At 72.7% G+C, this 21,062-nt stretch carries 15 protein-coding genes; 11 read left to right on the plus strand and 4 right to left on the minus strand.

Annotated elements, in window-relative coordinates; genetic code table 11:
• Positions 1 to 327: 327 nt before the first annotated feature.
• The 3 genes from IE124_RS24535 (at position 328) to IE124_RS24545 (ending at position 5,526) form a co-directional block, all read left to right on the plus strand.
• Positions 328 to 1,806: a hypothetical protein gene (locus IE124_RS24535; RefSeq protein ID WP_189510205.1), complete on the plus strand. Its 1,479-nt coding sequence runs from the start codon at positions 328 to 330 to the stop codon at positions 1,804 to 1,806.
• Between the two features lie 164 nt (positions 1,807 to 1,970).
• Positions 1,971 to 4,631, plus strand: a complete 2,661-nt coding sequence (locus IE124_RS24540; RefSeq protein WP_189510207.1) for an AfsR/SARP family transcriptional regulator — start codon at positions 1,971 to 1,973, stop codon at positions 4,629 to 4,631.
• Positions 4,632 to 4,737: 106 nt separating this feature from the next.
• Positions 4,738 to 5,526, plus strand: coding sequence for a DUF4232 domain-containing protein (locus tag IE124_RS24545; RefSeq protein WP_189510209.1), 789 nt, complete (start codon positions 4,738 to 4,740; stop codon positions 5,524 to 5,526).
• A 91-nt stretch (positions 5,527 to 5,617) separates the two neighbouring features.
• On the opposite strand, the gene IE124_RS24550 is transcribed toward IE124_RS24545, so the two are convergent.
• Entirely contained in the window at positions 5,618 to 6,751 is a 1,134-nt protein-coding gene (locus tag IE124_RS24550) for a threonine synthase (protein ID WP_189510211.1), read from the minus strand.
• A 176-nt stretch (positions 6,752 to 6,927) separates the two neighbouring features.
• Here IE124_RS24550 and IE124_RS24555 point away from each other — a divergent pair, with 176 nt between their 5' ends.
• From IE124_RS24555 to IE124_RS24565, 3 genes are all read left to right on the plus strand, one after another.
• Positions 6,928 to 8,502 (plus strand): S8 family peptidase, encoded by a 1,575-nt coding sequence (locus IE124_RS24555; protein WP_189510212.1) that lies wholly within the window; start codon positions 6,928 to 6,930, stop codon positions 8,500 to 8,502.
• Positions 8,503 to 8,732: 230 nt separating this feature from the next.
• Positions 8,733 to 9,905 carry a DUF4190 domain-containing protein gene (locus tag IE124_RS24560; RefSeq protein ID WP_189510214.1) on the plus strand — a complete coding sequence of 391 codons (1,173 nt, stop codon included), beginning with the start codon at positions 8,733 to 8,735 and terminating at the stop codon, positions 9,903 to 9,905.
• An 80-nt stretch (positions 9,906 to 9,985) separates the two neighbouring features.
• A complete protein-coding gene (locus tag IE124_RS24565) occupies positions 9,986 to 11,140 on the plus strand; it encodes a hypothetical protein (protein WP_189510216.1) in 1,155 nt (384 codons plus the stop codon).
• Between the two features lie 50 nt (positions 11,141 to 11,190).
• Here IE124_RS24565 and IE124_RS24570 read toward each other — a convergent pair whose 3' ends face one another.
• Entirely contained in the window at positions 11,191 to 12,540 is a 1,350-nt protein-coding gene (locus IE124_RS24570; RefSeq protein ID WP_189510217.1) for a glycoside hydrolase family 18 protein, read from the minus strand.
• Positions 12,541 to 12,876: 336 nt separating this feature from the next.
• On the opposite strand from IE124_RS24570, the gene IE124_RS24575 reads away from it, so the two are divergent.
• From IE124_RS24575 to IE124_RS24595, 5 genes are all read left to right on the plus strand, one after another.
• Entirely contained in the window at positions 12,877 to 13,629 is a 753-nt protein-coding gene (locus tag IE124_RS24575; protein WP_189510219.1) for a GntR family transcriptional regulator, read from the plus strand.
• A 425-nt stretch (positions 13,630 to 14,054) separates the two neighbouring features.
• Positions 14,055 to 14,234 (plus strand): SPOR domain-containing protein, encoded by a 180-nt coding sequence (locus IE124_RS24580; protein ID WP_189510221.1) that lies wholly within the window; start codon positions 14,055 to 14,057, stop codon positions 14,232 to 14,234.
• Positions 14,235 to 14,274: 40 nt separating this feature from the next.
• Positions 14,275 to 14,748, plus strand: a complete 474-nt coding sequence (locus IE124_RS24585; RefSeq protein WP_189510223.1) for a (deoxy)nucleoside triphosphate pyrophosphohydrolase — start codon at positions 14,275 to 14,277, stop codon at positions 14,746 to 14,748.
• A gap of 143 nt (positions 14,749 to 14,891) precedes the next feature.
• On the plus strand, positions 14,892 to 15,314 hold the full coding sequence (locus tag IE124_RS24590) for an ATP-binding protein (protein ID WP_189510225.1): 423 nt from the start codon (positions 14,892 to 14,894) through the stop codon (positions 15,312 to 15,314).
• A 144-nt stretch (positions 15,315 to 15,458) separates the two neighbouring features.
• Positions 15,459 to 18,026 carry a SpoIIE family protein phosphatase gene (locus IE124_RS24595; RefSeq protein WP_189510227.1) on the plus strand — a complete coding sequence of 856 codons (2,568 nt, stop codon included), beginning with the start codon at positions 15,459 to 15,461 and terminating at the stop codon, positions 18,024 to 18,026.
• 23 nt (positions 18,027 to 18,049) lie between these two features.
• Here the strand turns inward: IE124_RS24595 and IE124_RS24600 are convergent, their stop codons facing one another.
• On the minus strand, positions 18,050 to 18,757 hold the full coding sequence (locus IE124_RS24600; RefSeq protein WP_189510229.1) for a PspA/IM30 family protein: 708 nt from the start codon (positions 18,755 to 18,757) through the stop codon (positions 18,050 to 18,052).
• 74 nt (positions 18,758 to 18,831) lie between these two features.
• Positions 18,832 to 20,949 carry a TPM domain-containing protein gene (locus tag IE124_RS24605; protein ID WP_189510231.1) on the minus strand — a complete coding sequence of 706 codons (2,118 nt, stop codon included), beginning with the start codon at positions 20,947 to 20,949 and terminating at the stop codon, positions 18,832 to 18,834.
• Positions 20,950 to 21,062 lie beyond the last annotated feature (113 nt).

The raw sequence follows: 21,062 nt of genomic DNA on the forward strand, positions 1-21,062 counted from the left end.
GGGATCCCCGGCCAGTCCGCAGCCAGTCCGCAGGACACTCGTAAACGGCCGTCGGGAGCCAACACATGCCAACCGGGAAATCCCAGGTCAGGGCCTTGGAGGAGGCTCCGCCGCAGGTCAGGATCAGTCCGCAGACATTCCGCTTCAACGTCTGACCTGTTCGCTGCCGAACGGCAGGCGATTCGCCGAGCGCGTCGCATGCACGCAGGGTCGAAGGGACCGCCCCCTCCAAGGGGCGGTCCCTTCGTCGTCGGTGCCTCGTGGGTGTCTCGTGGGTGGGGGGCCTGTGTCGGGCTCGGTGCGCGCGGTGGGTGGCAGGATGACGCGGTGTCCGACTCTCTGCGTGAACCGTGGCTGCGGGGCCTCGCCTTCAATCCGGCGGCGCCCTCCGACCTGCTGATACGTCTGGTGGACAGTGCGGTCGGGCCGTCGATGTGCGAGGGGCGTGAGCTGCCCGACGCCGTCACCGACGCTGCCCTGGGCCATCCGGACAAGGGCATCCGCCGCGCGCTCGCCCGTAACCGGCACGTCGACCCTGCGCGGCTCGCCCCCTTGGCGAAGGACCCGTCGGGGATCGTCCGCTGGTGGCTGGCCGGCGGCCCCCTTCCCCGCCCCCGACGGGTCCGGCCACTGCCGGACGGCATCATCGCCACCCTCCTGACCGCCGAGGACGGCGGCGAGGACCGCATGCTCACCGCGAGCGAGATCAAGGCACAGCTCGAATCGTCCCGGCAGATCCCGCAGTCCTTCTACCGCTCCATGGCCGGCCGCGAGCATCCCGAACTCCGGATACGGGCCACCTGGCGGTGGCAGTCGCTCACCCCGGTGGAGCGGGCGGGGCTCCTCGACGATCCCGATCCCGCGGTCCGTGAGGCGGCGCGGGAGGCGGGCTGGGTGCTGGACCCGGAACGGGTGGAGGCCGAGCTGCCGTCCATCGGCTCGCTCAGCAGGGAGCATGTGCTCGGCACGTGCGCCCTGTCCCCCGCGCTCGTCGAGCGGTGCTTCGCGGACGGCACGGTGGAGCCCCTGACCCGGAACCCGCACACCCCGGCCCCCGCCGTCGCCCGGCTCGCCCGCCACCCCGAGCCGGGGATCCGCGCGAAAGTCGCCGCCCGGCCCGACCTGGCACCGGAACTGGTGGCGGAGCTGGGGCAGGACCCGGACGCGTACGTGCGCATGCGCATGCGTCTTCACCCCTTCCCCCGCACGTGGGGCGAGTACGGGGCGATCCGGCTCGTCGGGCACGGTCCCGACTGCGTCTGCCCGATCATCGAGCCGGACACCGGCCCGGACGTCGAACCGTCGGCCGACTGGTTCGCCGCCTGCGCGGTGTCCGAGGAGCCGGTGCTCCGCCGGGTCGCGGCGACCTGGCCCGGCCTGCCCGCGGAACTCGTCGAGGCGCTCGCGCGGGACGAGGACGAGGAGGTACGGATCAGGCTGGCCTGCCACCACCCGCCGGCTCCGCCGCACCTCCTCCTGGACGTCTTCGTGACCCGCCCCGCCCACCGTCCGCACCTGCTGACCCTGCCCGCGTTCCCCCGCACCGGACTGACCCATCTCATCGGCCACCCGGATCCGCAGGTGCGCGCCCTGGCCGCAGCCGATCCCGCCCTGCCCGACCCTCCGGTGGACGACCCCGACGCCTCGGTGTCCCGGGCAGCCGCCGCGAACCCGAACCTGTCACCGCAGGCCCTGGAGACCCTCCTCGCCGATCCCCGCACAGCGGAGGGCGCCGCGGCCAACCCCTCCCTCCCCGTCTCCCGCATGCACGCCCTCCTCGACCGCTGTCCGACGACGGTCGTCTGAACGCAGCCGGCCGGTTCTCCTCTTCTCCTCGCGGTGGGCCCGTGCGGATTCGGACGGCGAGCGCCGGTTCGGGGAACTTCACGTCGCGGGCGCCCCTCTTACCCCACGTATCCTCGTCTGCTGGGGATCGGGGGACGGGGGACAAGGGATTGCGGAGGTAAAAGGTGGAGTTCCGGCTGCTCGGCTCCGTTGCGCTGGTGACGGAGGACGGCGACGTAGCCCTGGGGCCCGCCAAGCGGTCCAGTCTGCTCGCCATGCTCCTGCTGCGGCCCAACGGCGCGGTGAACGTGACGCAGCTGATCGACGCCCTGTGGGAGGACGAGCCGCCCACGCACGCCAAGACCGTCCTCCAGGGGCACGTCTCGCGGCTGCGGGCGCTGCTCGCCGAGCACGGGGCGGAGGCGTACGGCGTCGAGCTCGCCACCCAGGGGTCGGCGTATGTGCTGCGCATGCCGGAATCGCTCGTCGACGCCCACCGCTTCGAGGAGCTCGTCGCGCTCGCCGGGGTGCAGCGACGGCCCGGTGACGCCGTGCGGATGCTGCGCGAGGCGCTCTCGTACTGGCAGGGTCCCGCGCTCACCGGGACCGTGCACAGCCGGCCGCTGGAGGCGGCGGCCGGGGGGCTCGAGGAGCTGCGGCTGTCCTCCGTGGAGGCCCTGGCCTCGGCCTACGGGGCGCTCGGCGAGCACGGACGGGCCGCCGCCGTGCTCCGGACCGAGGCCGTCGCCCACCCCCTGCGCGAATCCCTCGCCGCCGCGCTGATGCTGGCGCTCGGCCGTGCGGGACGCCAGTCGGACGCCATTGACTGGTACCACCGCACGCGCCGGCTGCTCGCGGACGAGCTCGGCGTCGACCCCGGCGAGGCGCTCGCCGAGGCGTACGCGACGCTCCTGCGCGCCGCCGAGCCCGCCGCCCGTGTCCCCCGCCCGGCCCTCCCGGTCGAGGCGTCCGTCCCCTTCGCCGCGCCGGAGCAGCTGCCGCGCGCGCCGCGCGGATTCACCGGCCGGGGCGCCGAGCTGGCCGCCCTCGACCGGGCCGTCGGCGGCGTGGTCGCACCCCTCTGCCTCGTCACCGGACCCGCCGGCGTCGGCAAGTCGGCCTTCGCCGTCCACTGGGCGTACGAGCGCCGCGCGGGCTTCCCCGACGGTCGACTTTTCGCCGATCTCCGCGGCTTCAGCGACACCCCGGCGCCCGAGACCGCCGCCGTCCTCCGCGAGTTCCTGCTCGCGCTCGGCGTCCCGGCGCTGCGGATACCGGAGGCCGCCGACGCGCGGGGCGCGCTCTTCCGCTCCCTCACGGCCGGCCGCCGCCTGCTCGTCGTCCTCGACAACGCCCGCTCCTCCGAGCAGGTCAGACCGCTGCTCCCCGGCGGCGACCTCTGCGCGACGGTCGTCACCAGCCGCGACCGGCTCAGCGGACTCATCGCCTCCGACGCCGCGTGCCCCGTGCCGCTCGGTCACCTGCCGCCCGCCGCCTCCACCGCCCTGCTCGCCACCGTGCTCGGCGAGGCGCGGGTCGCCTCCGAACCCGCCGCAGCCGCGCGGCTCGCCGGACTCTGCGACGGACTGCCCCTCGCGCTGCGCGTCACGGCCGCCCGGCTCGCCGAACGCCCGCAGTGGACGCTCGACGCGATGGTCGGCGAACTCGCCGACGAGCAGGTGCGGCTGACCCTCCTCGACGTGGAGGACGTCGGCGTCTCCGCCGCGCTCCGCCTCACCGTGCAGCAACTGCCCGACTCCGCCGCCCGGATGTTCCGCGCGCTCGGCCTGCACACCGGATCCGACCTGGACCGCTTCGCGGCGGGCGCGCTCGCCGGCACGTCCCCCGGGCACGCCTCGGCCGATCTGGACCGGCTCGCCGCCGCCCACCTCCTCACCGAGGCCGTGCCCGGCCGCTGGACCCCGCACGACCTCGTGCGCCTCTACGCCCGCCGTATCGCCCCCGACGCCGACCCCGAGGGCCTGCCCCGCCTCCTCGACCACTACCTCTACACCGGGCTCGCCGCCGACGCCGCCGCCGAACCGGGCTCCCAGCCCTGCTACTCGCTGCCCGCCGACGCCCGCCGGCCCGCCGCCACCCGGGAGTTCGAGGACCGTGCGGCGGCCCTCGACTGGTACGCGGCCGAACGCCCCGCCCTGGAGGGCGCCGTGGCCGCCGCGGCGGCGCTGGGCCACCACGACCGGGCCTGGCGGCTCGCCCTCGTGATGTGGCCGCTCATGCTCATGCGGATCGGGGACGGCTGGACGCCGCTCCTGGAGGCCGGGCTCGTCTCCGCCGAGCACGAGGGCGACTTCGACGCCCAGTCGCGGACCCGGGCGCTCCTCGGGTGGGTGCTGCACGAGGAGGGCCGGGACGCCGAGGCGCTCGTCCACCTGGAGAAGGCGCCGATCCTCGCCGCCCGGGCCGGGGACACCGTCAGCGAGGCCATCGCGTACGTCAACTACGCCGCCGTCCTGGACTCCACCGGGGAGCGCGAGCGCGCCGGGCTGCTCATGGTCCACGCGGTCTCGCTCGCCGACCGCGCCGCCCATCCGTCCACCCAGGTGCTCACCCTCCAGCACCTGGCGACGCACTGCCTGCAGGCCGGGGAGTACGACGAGGCGCTCGCGCACACCGTTCGCGCGGGGGAACTGGTCGCCACCGACGCGGTGGTCGTCCGGGCACAGCTGCAGATCGTCCGGGGCGAGGCGCTGGCCGGCATCGGCCGTCTCGACGAGGCCGCCGACCAGCTGAAACGAGCCATCGCGGCGGCCGACGCGGCCGGCTTCACCGAGGGCTCCGCGCGGGCGGCGGAGCAGCTTTCGCGGCTGTCAGCGGATCGTTAGCGGTACGCAAGCGGGACGGCAGCGCCGGGTCGGAAGCTGGATACAGCACGCAGCACGCAGTACGGACGTACCGCGTCGACCGACCGTTTCACGGGGGAGAACCACCATGCGCACGACCATCAAGGCAACTGTCCTGGCCGCCGCCGTCACCGCCCTCTCGCTGGGCCTGACCGCCTGTGGCGGCGACACCGGCGCCGGTGCCAAGGACGCCGGGAGCGCGAGCAGCTCGCAGTCGCGGCAGGACTCGGGCGCGGCGGACACCGGTACGGGCGACGACGCCGCGGCCGGGACGGCGGGCGGGTCCACGGCGGGCGGGTCCACGGACGGCGGCTCCACCTCCGGAGGTTCCGCTTCCGAAGGCGTGAGCGAGGCCTCCGCCACCGGCACCGGCGGCAAGAGCTCCACCGGCGGCAAGACCGCCGCCAAGACGAACACCAAGACCAAGGCGTCCACCGGTGCCAAGGCCCCGGCCTGCGCCTACGGCGACATCAGGATCACCGCGGCGAAGGCGGACGAGGTCCCGACCGAGCACATCACCCTCACGGCCACCAACACCTCCGGCCGCTCCTGCACCCTCCTCCAGTACCCGCTGATCGCCTTCGGCGACATCCAGACGGCCAAGGACGTCCCGGCGGTCGCGAAGAGCAAGCCCGCCGCCCCGGTCGTCCTGCAGCCCGGCGCCCCGGCCTACGCCAACGTGCGGGTCGCGCTCGGCGGCGTGGGCGAGGGCAACAAGGTCGTGAAGAGCTTCAACGTGAACCTCTTCGCCACCGACGGCCCGGCCGAGGGCAGCATCGTCGTCAAGGCCCCCGCCGGCGGCCTCGCGGTCAACGAGTCCGCCGCCAAGACGGGCTACTGGACGCACGAACTCCGCAACGGCGCCGACGAGTTCTGATCCACCGTCGACGAGTTCCGATCCACCGTCGCGGACCGCGGACGGACCTGCTGAGGGGCGGGTCCAGTCGGGGCCCGCGAGCCGCCCTCGCTCAGGCGACCAGCCCCGTCTTCGCGCCCGCCCCGCACAGCGGCACCACGGTGAGTCCGGGGCGCGGTGCGGTGGCGGTGACCGCGGCCCAGCAGGCCACGCCCGTCGCCTCGACGAAGAGACCCCGGGCCGCCAAGTCCCTTTGGGCGGTGCGGATCTGGTCCTCGGACACCGTCAGGAACGTGCCGCCCGTCTCGCGTACCGCCCGGAGGATCCGGCGGGCGCGGGGCGGGGCCGGGATCGCGATGCCCTCGGCGAGGGTCGGGTGGGCGGGGGCGGGGGCGGCGATGTCGTCCGCGCCCGCGTGGAAGGCGGCCGCCAGTGGGGAGACGGCCTCGGCCTGGACGGCGACGAGGGCCGGCCGGGTCTCCGTGAGGCCCTGCCGGTGCAGCTCGTCGAGGGCGAGGGCGGCGCCGAGGAGCAGCGTGCCGTTGCCGACGGGCACGACGATCGTGTCGGGGAGGCGGCCGCCGAGCTCCTCCCAGAGCTCGTACACATAGGTCTTCGTACCGTGCAGGAAGTACGGGTTGTAGACGTGCGAGGCGTAGAACGTGCCGGGCGCGTCGGCGGCCTCGCGCGCCGCCCGGGCCGTGGCCTCGCGGTCGCCGGGCACCTCGACGACCCGGGCTCCGTGCGCCCGGATCTGCTCCAGCTTCTTCGGGGACGTCCCCTCGGGCACGTACACGAGGCAGTCGAGTCCGGCCCGTGCCCCGTACGCGGCGATCGCCGTGCCGGCGTTGCCGCTGCTGTCGGCGACGACCCGGTCGAGGCCTCCGGCCCGCGCCAGGCGCAGGGCGTGCGCGGCGAGCATCACGGCGCCCCGGTCCTTGAAGGACAAGGTCGGCATGAGGAAGTCGAGTTTGGCCGAAACCGACTCCGTGAGGGGGACGAGGGGCGTGCGGCCCTCGCCGAGGGTCACCTCGGCTCCGCACGGCATGGGAGGCAGTGCCTCCGTGTACCGCCACAAGGAATTCACACGTGACGCGAGGGACGTGAGTGGCGGCAGCGACGCCGGTGCCGGCGTGAAGTCCAGGTCCCAGGGGCCACGGCACTTCGGACAACACCAGGTGAGCGCGTCGTCGGGGGAGTGGATCAGGCAGCGGGGGCACACGTAGGCGGTCATGAAGATCAGCATGTCAGCCGTGTGGCACGGGTGTTACGGGGTGGCGATAGCTCTTGTGAGATTCCTATGGATCGGTCAATCTTTCGCTCGGTAGCCGGACTTCGAGGGCGGCGCGACCGATGCGTCGTCTTGTCATGTCCCTGCCGTACCCCCACAGCAGCGCACCACCAATGAGGAGGACCCCTCACATGTCAGTGATGCGTGATTCGCGCCGCAGAATCGCCACCGCAGCGGCCATAGCCGTCGCCGCCCTCGCCCTCGGCTCCGCCTCCACCTTCCCGGCCGTCGCCTCACCGGCGGCCCCGGAGGGCGTCATCGAGAACGCCGGAGCCGAAGGCGCGATCGCGGGCAGCTACATCGTCACCCTGGAGGAGTCGGCGCAGGCCGAGACCGCCGAGGGCCGCGCGGTCGCCGCCGAGTACGGCGCGAAGATCAAGAAGACGTACACCTCCGCGCTCAACGGCTACAGCGTCGAGCTCTCCGAGGCGCAGGCGAGGAAGCTCGCGGCCGACCCCGCCGTGAAGTCCGTGGCGCAGAACCGTGTCTTCAAGATCGACGCCACCCAGCCCTCCCCGCCGTCCTGGGGCCTGGACCGCGTCGACCAGCGGGCCCTTCCGCTGAACCAGAGCTACACCTACCCGGACACCGCGGGCCAGGGCGTCACCGCGTACATCATCGACACCGGTGTGCGGATCTCCCACAGCGACTTCGGCGGCCGCGCCTTCAACGGCTTCGACGCCGTCGACAACGACAACGTCGCGCAGGACGGCAACGGCCACGGCACCCACGTCGCCGGTACCGTCGCGGGCACCGCCTACGGCGTGGCCAAGAAGGCCAAGATCGTCGGCGTCCGCGTGCTCGACAACAACGGCTCCGGCACCACCGCCGGCGTCGTCGCGGGCATCGACTGGGTCACCCGGAACGCCGTCAAGCCGGCCGTCGCCAACATGAGCCTCGGCGGAGGCGCCGACTCCACCCTCGACACGGCCGTCCGCAACTCGATCGCGTCCGGCGTCACGTACGCCGTCGCCGCCGGCAACAGCAACGCCAACGCGTCGAACTACTCCCCGGCCCGTGTGACCGAGGCGCTCACGGTCGGCTCCACGACCAACACCGACGCGCGCTCCAGCTTCTCGAACTACGGCACCGTCCTGGACCTCTTCGCCCCGGGCTCCAACATCACCTCGGCGTGGAACACCGGCGACAGCGCCACCAACACCATCTCCGGTACGTCGATGGCGTCGCCGCACGTCGCCGGCGCGGCCGCGGTGTACCTCGGGGACAACCCGACCGCCACCCCGGCCCAGGTCGGCACCGCCCTGGTGAACGCCGCCACGCCGAACGTGGTGACCAACCCGGGCACCGGCTCCCCGAACCGGCTGCTGTTCGTCGGTGGCGGCGGCACCACCCCGCCCCCCGGCAAGAAGTTCGAGAACACCGCGGACTACGCCATCGCCGACAACGCGACCGTCGAGTCCCCGGTCACCGTCAGCGGCGTCACGGGCAACGCCCCCGCCACCCTCCAGGTGCCGGTGAACATCGTCCACACCTACATCGGTGACCTCCAGGTCCAGCTGATCGCCCCCGACGGCTCGGCGTACACCCTGAAGGGCTTCGGCACGGGCGGCAGCTCGGACAACATCAACACCACGTACACCGTGAACGCCTCCTCGGAGGTCGCCAACGGCACGTGGAAGCTCCGGGTCACGGACAACGCGTCCATCGACACCGGGAAGATCGACTCCTGGGCCCTGCAGTTCTGATCGGCTCGGAGCTCCTCCGATCCGCTCCGACGGCTCTCGTCGCTCTCATCGCTCCGATCGGCTCTGATCCGGTCTGATGCGTTCTGATCCACGTCTCACACCGAGGGGTGGTCGCCGGCCGGCGACCACCCCTTCGGCACACCCGGGTCGGGCGGCGGGGCGGCCGACCACGTACGATGCGCGCTCGTTCGTCTGTTCGCACCAGTCGCCCCAACAGGAGCACGCCAGCCGTGGAGCCGACCCAGCCGCCCCAGCAGCCCCCGTCGTCCCAGGGATGGCCCGCCCCCGGCCCGTACACCTCGCCAGGGGGGCCGTACGCGGCCGGCCCCTACGGACAGCCCGGCGTGCCCGGCATGCCCGGCGCCCCCGGCCCGTACGGGCAGCCCCGGCGCACCACCAACGGGCTCGCCATCGCCTCCCTCGTCTCCGGCATCGTCTGCTGCCTCCCGCCGCTCGGGATGCTCCTCGGCGTGATCGCCCTCCCGCAGATCAGGAAGAAGGGCCAGGCGGGCAAGGGGATCGCCGTCACGGGCATCGTCCTCTCCCTCGTCAGCACCCTGCTGATCACCGCCGGCCTCGTGACCGGCGCCATCGGCTCGGCCGTGGACGGCTTCAGGAAGGGCGTGAACGAGGCGTCGCGCACCAAGTCCCCGTTCTCGCTGCGCGCCGGGCAGTGCTTCGGCGACGAGGGCAAGCTGGAGGACTACGCGACGGAGGTAGAGATCGTCGACTGCGCGAAGCCGCACGACGGAGAGGCCACCGGCACCTTCAAGCTGACCGGCTACGACAAGTGGCCCGGCGAGTCCGAGTTGGAAGCGGTGTCGGAGAAGCGCTGCGAGGCGATCAACTCCGCCTACGCGCTGGACACCTGGGCCGTCCCCGTGGACGTGCTGGTGTTCTACTACATGCCGAGCGCCCAGAGCTGGCGCTTCGGCGACCGGACGGTGACCTGCGCGTTCGGGAGCGAGACCGGGCGCTTCAGTGGTTCGGTGCGGTCCGACGCCAGCACGCTGACCGCCGACCAGGAGCATTTCCTGAAGAGCGTCAACCCGATCGAGACGGTGGGCGACCGGGAGCCGGCCGAGGACCCCGACGAGGACTTCCAGGCCAACAAGGCGTGGTCGGGGGAGATGCTCGCGGCGATCGACGGGGCCCGCGCGGGACTCGGGGCGCACGACTGGCCCGGCGCCTCCACGGCCCCGGTCGAGGCCCTCGACAAGGAACTCGCGGCGGCCTCGCGGAAGTGGCGGAAGCTGGCAGGGGCGGCCGACGCCGACGCCTACTGGGAGGCGTACGAGCCGGCCTGGGACTCCCTGCCCGGAGACCTGGGCGCGAAGGCGCGGGCCGGGCTCGGCCTGACGGACACCCCGCCCGTGGCGGACGCTCCGGGAAGCGCGGCCTGAGACGGTGAACTGAGCCCCTCCCCGGGCTGGTTGAATGATCATGCCAGAACTATGCATGAGCAAAGAAACGGGGAATCACGGTGGGACGACGGTTCAGGTCAGGACTGGCCCTCGCGGCGGCGACGCTGCTGCTGAGCGCGTGTGGCGAGAGCGGAGACACCGGCCTCGGCGGTGCGCTCGGCGACGCCCCCGAGGGGGGTTCCAAGGGCGTTGCTGACGTCAAGAAGGCGCCCCTCGGGCAGGAGGGCACCGTCTCGGTGATGTTCTGCACGGACCGGCCGGACAGCCAGGGCGACACCGTCTTCGGGGTGACGCTGCGCTCGTACTCCGCCAAGGACGGGAAGCTGGTCGCGGAGCGCTACGCCGTGACGCCGAGCGACTTCGAGCCGGCGTCCGGCTGCGAGGGCGACGGCCCGACGAAGCCGGCGACCTCTGCGTTCAGCAAGGACCTCTCGATGCTCGCGGGCATCTCCGACAGCTCCCGGGCCGCCGCCGTCGACACGGCGACGGGCCAGGAGATCGCACCGCCCGACCCGGACGCCTTCGGCAAGGACCTGGGCGTGGAGGACGTCGCTTTCCACCCTGAGACGGACGAGCTCTGGTACAACTCCGACCCCGATCACATAGGTTCGAGCGAGCCGATGTACTTCCGGGACGCCAAGGGTGGTCCGGCTACCCAGAAGTCGGTGCCGTACGAGCAGATCGGGGCCCGCCTGGCCAAGGGCGGGGCCATGGCCAGGACGATCCTGGCGGCCGACGGGTACCAGTCGCCGATCTCGCCCTCCGGTGTCGTCGCGATCCACAACGACAGCGAGGGGCTCGGGCTGTGGCGGCCGAACATCGGCGGCGACCAGCACCTCAAGCAGTTCGAGTCGGCGGCCCTCGGCAAGGGGAACAACGACAAGCCGGAGAACTGCAACCCCGCCTTCTGGCGCGACGACACCACACTGGTCTGCCACTACGACAGCCTCACGCAGCTCACCTTCAGCCCGGACCACCAGCGCGTCACCAAGATCGTGGAACTGCTGCCCGAGAGCGACCGGAACGCCTCGGACCCGACGCCCTCCCCGGACGGCAAGAGCTTCGTGTTCCTGTCCCGGAACGCCCACGACCAGTGGGTGCTGTACCGCTCGGAGTTCGCCACCCCGGGCGCCCAGCCGGTGAAGGTCGCCGCGCTCGACCTGCCCATCGACGGCGCGGACGACCACCGGGTCTCGCTGGTCCGCTGGAACTGACGGCGCGGGCCCTGCCCTGCGGGCAGACGGCGCTACTTTCCGGACACCCCCTAGCGCCGGGTCAGGCCCCGGTCGATCGCGGTGATCAGCTCACCGTCGGGGGTGTCGCCGTCCAGCGACCAGACCATGGCGCCGCCGAGGCCCCGCTGGCGGACGTAGGACGCCTTCGTGCGCAGCACGGTGGGGTCGTCGTAGGTCCAGAGCGTGGTGCCGTCGAAGAGCCACGCGTGGCCGTTCTTCTGCCCGCGGTAGAGCTTGTACGCGCCGGAGTCGGCGAGCTTCTTCAGGTGCTTGTAGTCCTCGGAACCGGCCGCCCAGGTGGCCGGGGCCGGGGCGGCCGCGGGCTGCCCGAGTCCGTCGCCGCCGCCGGTGACGCCGGTCCAGCCCTGGCCGTAGAAGGGCATGCCGACGACGAGCTTGTGGGCGGGGGCGCCGCGCCTCAGCCAGGACTTCACGGTCCCGTCGACGCTCCAGTCGTTCTTGGCGAAGAGCGCGGACTGCTGGCCCGTCGTCGTCTCGCCGGAGACGTGGAAGTCGTAGCCCTGGAGGTTCACGAAGTCGAAGTCCCGCATGATCCTGGCGACTTCGAAGCCCGCGTCGATCTTGGCGGGGGCGGTGGGCACGTACGCGCTGAGGTCGTAGCGCTTGCGCTTCGGCAGCGAGCGCCCGTAGGCGTCGAGCTGGGTGCGGAACTCCCGTACGAGCTTGGTGAAGTTGGGCTTGTCCTCGGGTCGGATCACGTTCCCGGGGGCGCCCTCCGAGCCGGGCCACTCCCAGTCCAGGTCGATGCCGTCGAAGACGCCGGCGGCGGCGCCGGCACCGCCGCGGGCGCCGTCGACGGGCAGGTTGCCCTTGATGTACGTGTCGATGCAGGAGGCGACCAGCGCCTTGCGGCCGGCGTCGGTGCGCACGGCGTCGGAGAAGTGGGCCGATCCGCTCCAACCGCCGAGCGAGATCATGACCTTGAGGCCCGGGTTCTCCGCCTTCAGCTCGCGCAGCTGGTTGAAGTTGCCGGCGAGGGGCTGCTCGGCGGTGTCGGCGACGCCGTCCACCGAGTCGGCCGTGTCGACGGGGCGCACGTAGTCGGCCCACGGGTCGGAGCCGGGCTCGTTGCCCATGAGGCACTTGCCGTTCGGGCCGACGACGCCGAAGGCGTAGTTGATGTGGCTGAGCTTCGCGGCCGTGCCGCTGGTCTCCAGGTCCTTGACCTGGAAGTCCCGTCCGTAGATGCCCCATTGGGTGAAGTACCCGATGCGCTTCAGGGAGTGGCCGGCGGAGGAGGCGGAGGAGGTGGGGGAGGGCTGGTGCGCTTCGGCCGTGGGGGCCAGGGTGGCGAGAAGGCCGAGGGTGGCCGCGGCGGCGGCGCCGAAGGTCAGCTTGGTCAGGGCTCTGGGGCGCATGGGCTCGTTCCTGTGCGAGGCGGGATGGCGCGTGCGGGAGGGGCCGTGCGGGATGGGGCCGTGCGGGAGGGGCCGTGCGGGAGGGGCCGTGTGAGACGGCCGCGAGAGTGCCGTACAGGCAGGAACGTATTGGTCTGTACCAATAGAGGTCAAGAGGTGTGACGGGGTGCGGCGAGGGTGTGGCGCCGCCCGAACCTCGCCTACTCCCGGTGACCGCAGGTAGCAAGGCCTGCGACCGGCGCGTCATCACATCGAGTGAAACTTTGGCCCATGCTTGCGAATCGCGACCCTCGGTTGTCAGTCTGTAGCTGTCAGTCAACCTGAGGGGAGTGTCCAGTGACGTTCGGTGAGCAGCCCGCCTACTTGCGCGTGGCGAGCGATCTGCGGGAGAAGATCGCCAACGGCTCGCTTCCGCCACACACCCGTCTCCCGTCGCAGGCGCGCATCCGCGAGGAATACGGAGTCTCGGACACCGTCGCGCTGGAGGCCCGCAAGGTGCTCATGGCCGAGGGGCTCGTGGAGGGCCGCTCCGGCTCGGGGACGTATGTGCGGGAGCGTCCGGTGCCGCGCCGGATCGCCCGCTCCGGCTACCGCCCGTCGTCCGGTGCCACGCCCTTCCGGCAGGAGCAGGCCGCCGAAGGGGCGCGGGGGACCTGGGAGTCGAGCAGTGAGCAGGAGCCGGCGAGCGTCGAGGTGGCCGCCCGGCTCGACATCGAGCCGGGGGAGCGCGTGATGCGCACGCGGTACGTGTACCGGGACGGCGGTGAGCCCATGATGGTCTCCACCTCGTGGGAGCCCCTCGCGGTCACCGGCCGGACGCCGGTGATGCTGCCGGAGGAGGGTCCGCTGGGCGGCTGTGGTGTCGTCGAGCGGATGGCGGCCATCGACGTGGTCGTGGACAACGTGGTGGAGGAGGTCGGCGCCCGCCCCGGCCTCGCCGAGGAGCTCCTCGCGCTCGGTGGCGTGCCGGGCCATGTGGTCATGGTCGTGGAGCGGACGTACTACGCCTCGGGGCGGGCCGTCGAGACGGCGGACGTCGTGGTCCCCGCCGACCGCTATCGCATCTCGTACCACCTGCCGGTCCGCTGAGCCGGCACGTCCCCCTCTCGCCCCCGGGTCCCGGGGGTGTGTGCCACCCGATGAGCCGTCAGGCCGCCCGGGTGGCGTTCACGGCGAGTCGACGGCGGGAGGCGTTCAGAGCGAGTTGACGGCGCCTCGGACCGCGTGACCGCCCGGCGGCCACGGCCGCGCGACGAGCCGTCACGCCCGCACCCTCCCTCCACTGCCGGCCCCGCCTCCCTCCCTCCTTCTTCCTCATGCCTCCCTGGCGCCCCTCCTTGGTCCGCTCCAGGGGCGTGGGCTTCGGCCTCCCTCCGTCGGTTACCGGCCAGTTCGTATCTCTTTGTGAAAAGGCATATCCGCTGTGTGAAGGTCAGGCGTAAGCTCCGGCATATGCGGATTGCGGTTTCCCGGAGATCGTTGGAGACGGCCGGACCGGCAGAGGGAGAGGCCTGATGACTGACAGTGGCGTTGTTCTTCCCTGGCTTGTCATACGGCAGGACGACAACGGCAACCGCTACCGCGTGGGGCGGTACGCCACCAAGGACGAGGCCCAGAAGATCGCGGACAGCCTCGACGACCGCGGCCACAAGCAGCTCTACTGGGTCGAGCGGATCGGCACCCCGGCGCTCTGAGCCCGGTGGCCGTCGTCCCGCCCCGGCTACGCTCGCGGCCATGACGGAACGCGCCACCGATCCCACCGATCCCACCGAGCACCACCGCGGCACCGACCCCGGTGTCGTGGTCGTCGTCGCGGGGGCCGTGTATGACCGGGGGCGCCTGCTCGCCGCGCGCCGCAGCGCCCCCGCCGAGCTCGCCGGCCGCTGGGAACTCCCCGGCGGCAAGCTCGAACCGGGCGAGAGCCCTGAAGAGGCCCTGGTCAGGGAGTTGCGCGAGGAGCTCGGCGTCGAGGCCGAACCGGGCGAGCGGATCCCCGGCGAGTGGCCGCTGAAGCCGGGATACGTTCTGCGGGTGTGGACCGCCCGCCTGCTCTCCGGTGTGCCCCGTCCGCTGGAGGACCACGATGAACTGCGCTGGCTCTCCCGGCGCGAGCTGGACTCGGTCGACTGGCTCGACCAGGACCGCCCGGCCGTCGCCGAGGCCGCGCTGCGGCTCCCGCAGGCTCCCGCCGACGGAGCGCACGACTGAGTCCCTACGCCGTTCGTGCCACCATGCGCCCATGGCTGCGCCCGACACGATATCCCGCACCAAATAGCGGGTATGTCCTGATTGATCCCCTGGAAGGGGACGTGGGCCTTCCTGCTGACACGCGGCTGGGGAAGTGATCGGGTGTGATCGACACCGACGGCGACTGTGCCGAGTGGACCTTCCCGGCAGAGGCCAATGCCGTGCGCACCGCCCGCCACGCGGTGCGCGAGACCCTGCGGGCCTGGGAGCTCGACGCGGCCCTCGGCGATGTGACCGTCCTGCTGGTCAGCGAGCTGGTGACCAACTCCCTGCGGTACGCCTCCGGGCCGATCGGCGTCCGTCTGGTCCGCCCCCGCCTCGACGGTGCCGAGCCCGACCCGCACCCCGCACTGCTCGTGGAGGTTTCGGATCCACTTCCGGATCCCCCGACGGAGAAGCCCGCCGGGCCGGAGGACGAGGGGGGCCGCGGACTCGGTCTGGTGGCCTGTTCCGCACGGCGCTGGGGCACCCGCAAAGGAAGGACGGGCAAAACCGTATGGTTCGAGCTGGCTCTCCCTGGTGAGTAAACAGGGAGGGACAACGATCACCGGCACTCGGCCCGAAGCGAACGAGACCACCCTGTGATCGTGAACGTCGTGCCGTCGGGGCCTGCCGTATTGAATACTGCGGGCATGGCCGGTCCGGTGCGGTGAGCTGGAGGGGACGGTCGCGTGAGCGAGATATCCGAGACGGCGAGCGGCTTCGTGTGGCAGAGCAGCCCGCCCGGCTCCATCTATGACTACATCCGGGTCGCGTCCTTCTCGATCGGGCCCGACGGCCTCGTCGAGCAGTGGAGCCGGCGAGCCGTGGACCTCTTCGGCGTGACCGCCGAGGAGGCCAGGGGCAAGGACCCGGTCGAGGCCTTCATGCCCGCCGACCTGCGCGAGCGCGGGCACCGGCGGGTCAAGGAGATCCTCGATGGCAAGGAATGGACGGGCCTGGTCCCCTTCCGGATGCCCGGTGAGGAGCAACCCCACGGCATCGCCGAGATGTACGTCATGCCGAGCGAGACCGAGTCCGGCGAGCGGGCCGCGCTGTGCATCGTCGTCGACGTGCGCGCACTCCGCCGCATCGAGACCGACCTCGCCGCCTCCCAGGCGATTTTCGGCCAATCCCCCTTCGGCTTTCTCCTCTTCGGCACCGACCTCACCGTGAAGCGGGCCAACCAGCGCTTCGCCACCGTCTTCGGCGGCTCGGCGGACGACCACCGCGGCCGGACCGTCCACGACTACCTCGCCCGATCCGAGGCCGACCGGATGACCAGCGCCCTCCGCCGGGTCCTGGAGACCGGCGAGTCCGTCACCGACCTCCAGATCGTCGGCGCCGCCCCCGGCGCCCGGGACCGCCGGCACTGGTCCATCAACCTCTACCGCGTGCACAGCGGCTCCGGCCGCCCGATCGGCGTCGCCGGCCTCGGCATCGACGTCACCCGCCGCCACAACGCCGCCCGCGAGGCCGCCAGCGCCCGCCGCAACCTCGCCCTCCTCAACGAGGCCGGTGCCCGCATCGGCAACTCCCTCGACCTGGAGGCCACCGCCCGCGAACTCCTCGACGTCGCCGTCCCAGGCTTCTGCGACCTCGCCTCCGTCGACCTCTACCAGGGCCTGCTGACCGGCGACGAGGCACCGCCCGGCCGCTGGGGCAGCTCCCACGACGTCGGCTACGGGGCGGGCAGCGCCGAGCTCCGCAGGGTCGCCTTCGCCAGCGCCGTCGCCGACACCCCCCTCAGGACCGACGAGGGGCACGGGACAGGCAGCGGCTGTTGCGGACCCGTACCGATCGAGGTCGGGGCCGTCCACCGCTACCCCTTCAACTCGCCGTGCGCCGGAGCCCTGCGGACCGGACGGATCCGGACCGTGCCCGGCGCCGACGGCGAACTCGCCCAGTCCACCCTGGTCGTTCCGATGGTCGCCCACGACACCGTCGTCGGCCTTGTCCAGTTCTCCCGGGCGAAGGGCAGCGAGCCCTTCGGGGAGCGCGACCGGGCCCTCGCCGTCGAACTCGCGGCCCGCGCCGCCGTCTGCATCGACAACGCCCGCCTCTACCGCCGCGAGCACGAGCGGGCCCTCATCCTCCAGCGCAGCCTGCTCCCGCCCGGCGACCCCGAGGCCGCGGGACTCGACATCGCCTGCCGCTACCTCCCCGGCACCACCGCCACCGAGGTCGGCGGCGACTGGTTCGACGTCATCGAACTGCCCGGCCACCGCACCGCGCTCGTCATCGGGGACGTCATGGGACGCGGCCTGCGCGCCGCCGTCGCCATGGGCGAACTGCGCACCGCCGTCCGCACCCTCGCCCAGCTCGACCTGGAACCCGCCGAGGTCCTCTCCCACCTCGACGAGATAGCCCGCGGCCTCGGCGCCCCCATCGGCACCCAGCAGTCCCGCACGCACAAGTCCCGTGGCCCGGAACTCTCCGAGGTCTACCTCGCCACCTGCGTCTACGCGGTCTACGACCCGGTCACCCGACGCTGCACCTTCGCCAACGCCGGCCATCTTCCGCCCGTGCTCGTCGAACCCGGCGAGGAGGCCCTGCTGCTCGACGTGCCCCCCGGGATGCCGCTCGGCGTCGGCGGCGAACCCTTCGAGGAGGTCGAGGTCGAGCTCCCCGAGGGCGCCCTCCTCGCCCTCTACACCGACGGGCTCGTCGAGTCCCGCGACCACCCGCTGGACGAGGGGCTCAGCGCCTTCCGACGCGCCCTCACCGACCCCGCCCGCCCGCTCGAAGATGTCTGCGACCGGGTCCTCAACAGCCTCGACACCGGGCACGGCGAGGACGACATCGCCCTCCTCATGGCCAGGATCCAGGGCCTGCCCAGCGAGGCCGTCGGCGACTGGTCGCTGCCCAGGGAACCCCGCTCGGTCGGCCGGGCCCGCGAACTGGCCCGCACCCAGCTGAAGGCCTGGGACCTCGAACCGCTCGTCGACACCGTCGAACTCCTCGTCAGCGAACTCGTCACCAACGCGCTCCGCTACGGCGAGGGCGAGATACGGCTGCGCCTGCTGCGCGACCGGACCCTCGTCTGCGAGGTCTGGGACGCGGGCCTGGTCCAGCCCCGGCGCCGACGGGCCCGGGACACCGACGAGGGCGGCCGCGGCCTCCAGCTCGTCGGGCTGCTCAGCTCCTCCTGGGGATCCCGCCGCACCCCGCGCGGGAAGACCGTCTGGTTCGAACTGGCCCTGCCCGACGGCGACGACGCGGCGGAACCCACGGTGGAGCAGCTTCTCAGCATGTTCTGACCAGCGGTCGAGCCAGTAGCGGATCAGGCCTTGAGCGCGGCCAGCCGGGCCTCGATCTCCGCGCTGTCGCCGAGCGCGTCCAGCTGCTCGAACTGGGCGTCCAGCGAGGAGGCCGCGAGCTCCTGCTTGCCCATCGCCTTCGCCTCCTCCCGGCGCACCTTGTCCTCGAAGCGGCTCAGCTCGCTCGTCGGGTCGAGGACGTCGATGCTCTTCACCGCGTCCATCATGCGGTTCTGCGCCTGCGCCGACTTGGCCCGCGCGACCAGCTCGTCGCGCTTCGCCCGGAGCTCGCCGAGCTTGGCCTTCATCTGGTCGAGGCCCGTCCTGAGCTTGTCCACCACCTCGGTCTGCGAGGCGATCGTCGGCTCCGCCGTGCGCGCCTCCTTCTCCGACTGCAGCTGCCGGCCCAGCGCCACCTTCGCCAGATTGTCGAACCGGTCCGCCTCCGCGGCCTGCCCGCCGGCCCGCAGCTCGTCCGCCTTGCGGCTGGCGGCCAGCGCCTTGCCGCCCCACTCCTTCGCCGCCTCCACGTCCTCCTGGTGGTCCTGCTCCATCAGCCGCAGGTTGCCGATCGTCGCGGCCACCGCCTCCTCGGCCTCCGAGATGTTGCTCGAGTAGTCGCGGATCAGCTGGTCCAGCATCTTCTGCGGATCCTCCGCCTGGTCCAGCAGCGCGTTGATGTTGGCCTTCGCCAGCTGGGTGACCCGGCCGAGAATCGTCTGCTTGCTCATGGCACTTCTCCTTGGGAGGAACAGAGAGAGGAACAGAGAGAGGGACAGAAATCGGGGCGCCGGACGCGCGGTTCTCAGAACCGGCCGCCGCCGCCCAGCCGGCCGCGCGTGCCGCTGCCGCCGAAGCTGCCGGGCCCGCCGCCGAAACCTCCGCCCCCGAAGCCCCCGCCACCCCGCCCCGAACCGCCACCGAACCCCCCATGTCCGCCTCCCCTTCCCCCGCCGAACAGTCCGCCGAGGATGATGCCGCCGAGCACGGCCCCGCCGAGCCCGCCGCCACCACTTCCTCCCACCCCTGTTACACCGCCCAGGCCGTTCGGGTTCCCGTACGTCCGGACGTCCTGCTCGGCGAGCTCCTGCGCACGTCGGGCCAGCGCGTCCGCCTGCTGGGCCTCCGCGAGGGCGGCCTGCGGGTCCCCGGCGTCGGCGAGGACCCGCGCCTTCTCCCAGCGGCGCTGGGCCTCGGCCAGGCGCGTACGGGCCTCGGAGCCCACGGCGCCCCGATGCGTGGTGATGTAGTCGGCGGCCGCCCCGATGGCCGAGCGGGCCGTCAGCATCGCCTGATCGAGGAGCGCTCGGGCCCGCCGAGTGCCCGACTCGCGCTCCCGTGCGCCCTCCAGGGCCTCGTCGAGCGCCGCGTCGGCCTCCTCGACCCGGCGCAGCGCGGCGATCGGGTCGTACCGCCCGGCCTCCACCCCGCGCCGCACCTCGGCGACCACCGACTCGGCCCGGGCGATCCGGCCCTGGAGGTCGGCGGTGGAGACCCCTTCGGCGGTCCCCTTCAACAGGCCGCGGGCATCCGCGAGATCCGCGTCCGTCTCGGACAGCGCGACCGGCAGCTTGCCCACCGCCTCGGCCAGCTCCTGCGCCCGGCGGTCCACGGCCTCGACGAGCCGGGCCGCCTGGTCCACCGCGCTCTCGGCCGCTCGGATGTGCACCGCGGCCCCGCCGTTGTCCCCGGCGTCGATCTGTTGGCGCGCCTGGTTGATGTGGGTCGTCGCGAAGACGAGCCGGTCCTTCGCCTGTTCGATGTCGCCCGCGACCGGGGCCGCGGCCGAGTCCGCGTACCGCTCGCGCATCGCGGTCAGCGCCGCCTCGGCCAGGCCCATGTGCCCGGTCCGCTCGCGGAAGGCGGCCTCGACCGTGGCCAGCGCCTCGGCAGCGTTCCGCTCCAGGGCCCGGAGCCGGTCGAAGGCCTCGCTCTCGGCGTCGAGCCGGGCGTCCGCCTCGCCGCAGCGCCGGAGGATCTCGTCGAGCATGCCCCGGCGGGTCTGGTCGTCCTCGGGAAAGGAGTCGTCGAGCTTCTGCCGCAGCCGGAACGAAGCCGTCAGCTGCTCCTTGGCGAAGGCGACCGCCTCGGTGAAGGGCCGTACCGCCTCCTCGCCGAACTGGGCGGTCGCGAAGCCGAGCTCCTCCTGGCTGGTGCGGACCGCGTCGTCGGTGGCGACCAGTGTCTGCTGCGCCTGCCCGTCGAGTTCCTCCAGGGACGGCGGCGCGGGCTCCTTCGGCGGGCCCCAGCCCTGGCCGCCCCGCGGGGTGGTACGGGTCTCGGCCCGCTTGCGCCGCTTGGCGTACGCGTAGGCCGCCACGGCCCCCGCGCCGCCGACCAGCACCACCGGCAGGACCAGGTCGGTGGCCGAGGTGCCCTCGTCGGCCGGGCCGCCGGGGTCGGCGGGCCCGGGAGTGATGGCCGGAACGGGGACGGGCAGGCCGGCGAGGACGGCGTCGTAGCCGTTCGCCGCGCCGATGGCGGCGCCCGCCCAGTCGTTCTGCCGCAGGGCCGGTTCGATCGCGGTCCTGGCCACGTCGTCCAGCTGCTCCTGGGTGAAGCGTGAGGCCGGGTCGACCGAGTAGCCGTACTGCCGGTCGTGGGTGGCGACGGCGAGCAGCAGGTCCTCGACGCCGAGGCCGTTGCGCTCCGCGGTGGCGTCGGCCCAGCTCTGCGCCGGGCTCCCGGAGAAGTCCCGTACGTACACGACGAAGAGCTGCACCCGCCGGTCGTCGTAGAGGCGGTCGAGGGCCTCGACCACGGAGGCGCGGCGGTCGCCGAGGGCATCCACACGGTCGGTGATCTGCCCCTCGCGGGACAGGACGACCGGGTCGTCGGCGTGGGCACCGTGAACGGCGGGCACGAGGAGCCACCACGCCGCCACCAGTACCGCGAGAAGGGCTCGGGTGGCTATTCGCGTCACAAGAGGGAGGTTATGTCCGCATATACGGCCCCGCGACCGGACCGACCGGACCGACCGGACCGACCCGGCCGAGCGGACCGATGCCCTCCGGAAACCGTTCGAAGCCGTTCGGC

It is taken from the genome of Streptomyces narbonensis (assembly GCF_014649015.1).
GTDB lineage: Bacteria > Actinomycetota > Actinomycetes > Streptomycetales > Streptomycetaceae > Streptomyces > Streptomyces narbonensis.

What these genes read in the sequence shown, in the direction of transcription:
- IE124_RS24600 (WP_189510229.1), bottom strand. Translation starts at nt 18,757, where the DNA reads ATGAGCAAGCAGACGATTCTCGGCCGGGTCACCCAGCTGGCGAAGGCC.
- IE124_RS24570 (WP_189510217.1), bottom strand. Translation starts at nt 12,540, where the DNA reads ATGCGCCCCAGAGCCCTGACCAAGCTGACCTTCGGCGCCGCCGCCGCG.
- IE124_RS24580 (WP_189510221.1), top strand. Translation starts at nt 14,055, where the DNA reads ATGACTGACAGTGGCGTTGTTCTTCCCTGGCTTGTCATACGGCAGGAC.
- IE124_RS24555 (WP_189510212.1), top strand. Translation starts at nt 6,928, where the DNA reads ATGTCAGTGATGCGTGATTCGCGCCGCAGAATCGCCACCGCAGCGGCC.
- IE124_RS24585 (WP_189510223.1), top strand. Translation starts at nt 14,275, where the DNA reads ATGACGGAACGCGCCACCGATCCCACCGATCCCACCGAGCACCACCGC.
- IE124_RS24545 (WP_189510209.1), top strand. Translation starts at nt 4,738, where the DNA reads ATGCGCACGACCATCAAGGCAACTGTCCTGGCCGCCGCCGTCACCGCC.
- IE124_RS24550 (WP_189510211.1), bottom strand. Translation starts at nt 6,751, where the DNA reads ATGCTGATCTTCATGACCGCCTACGTGTGCCCCCGCTGCCTGATCCAC.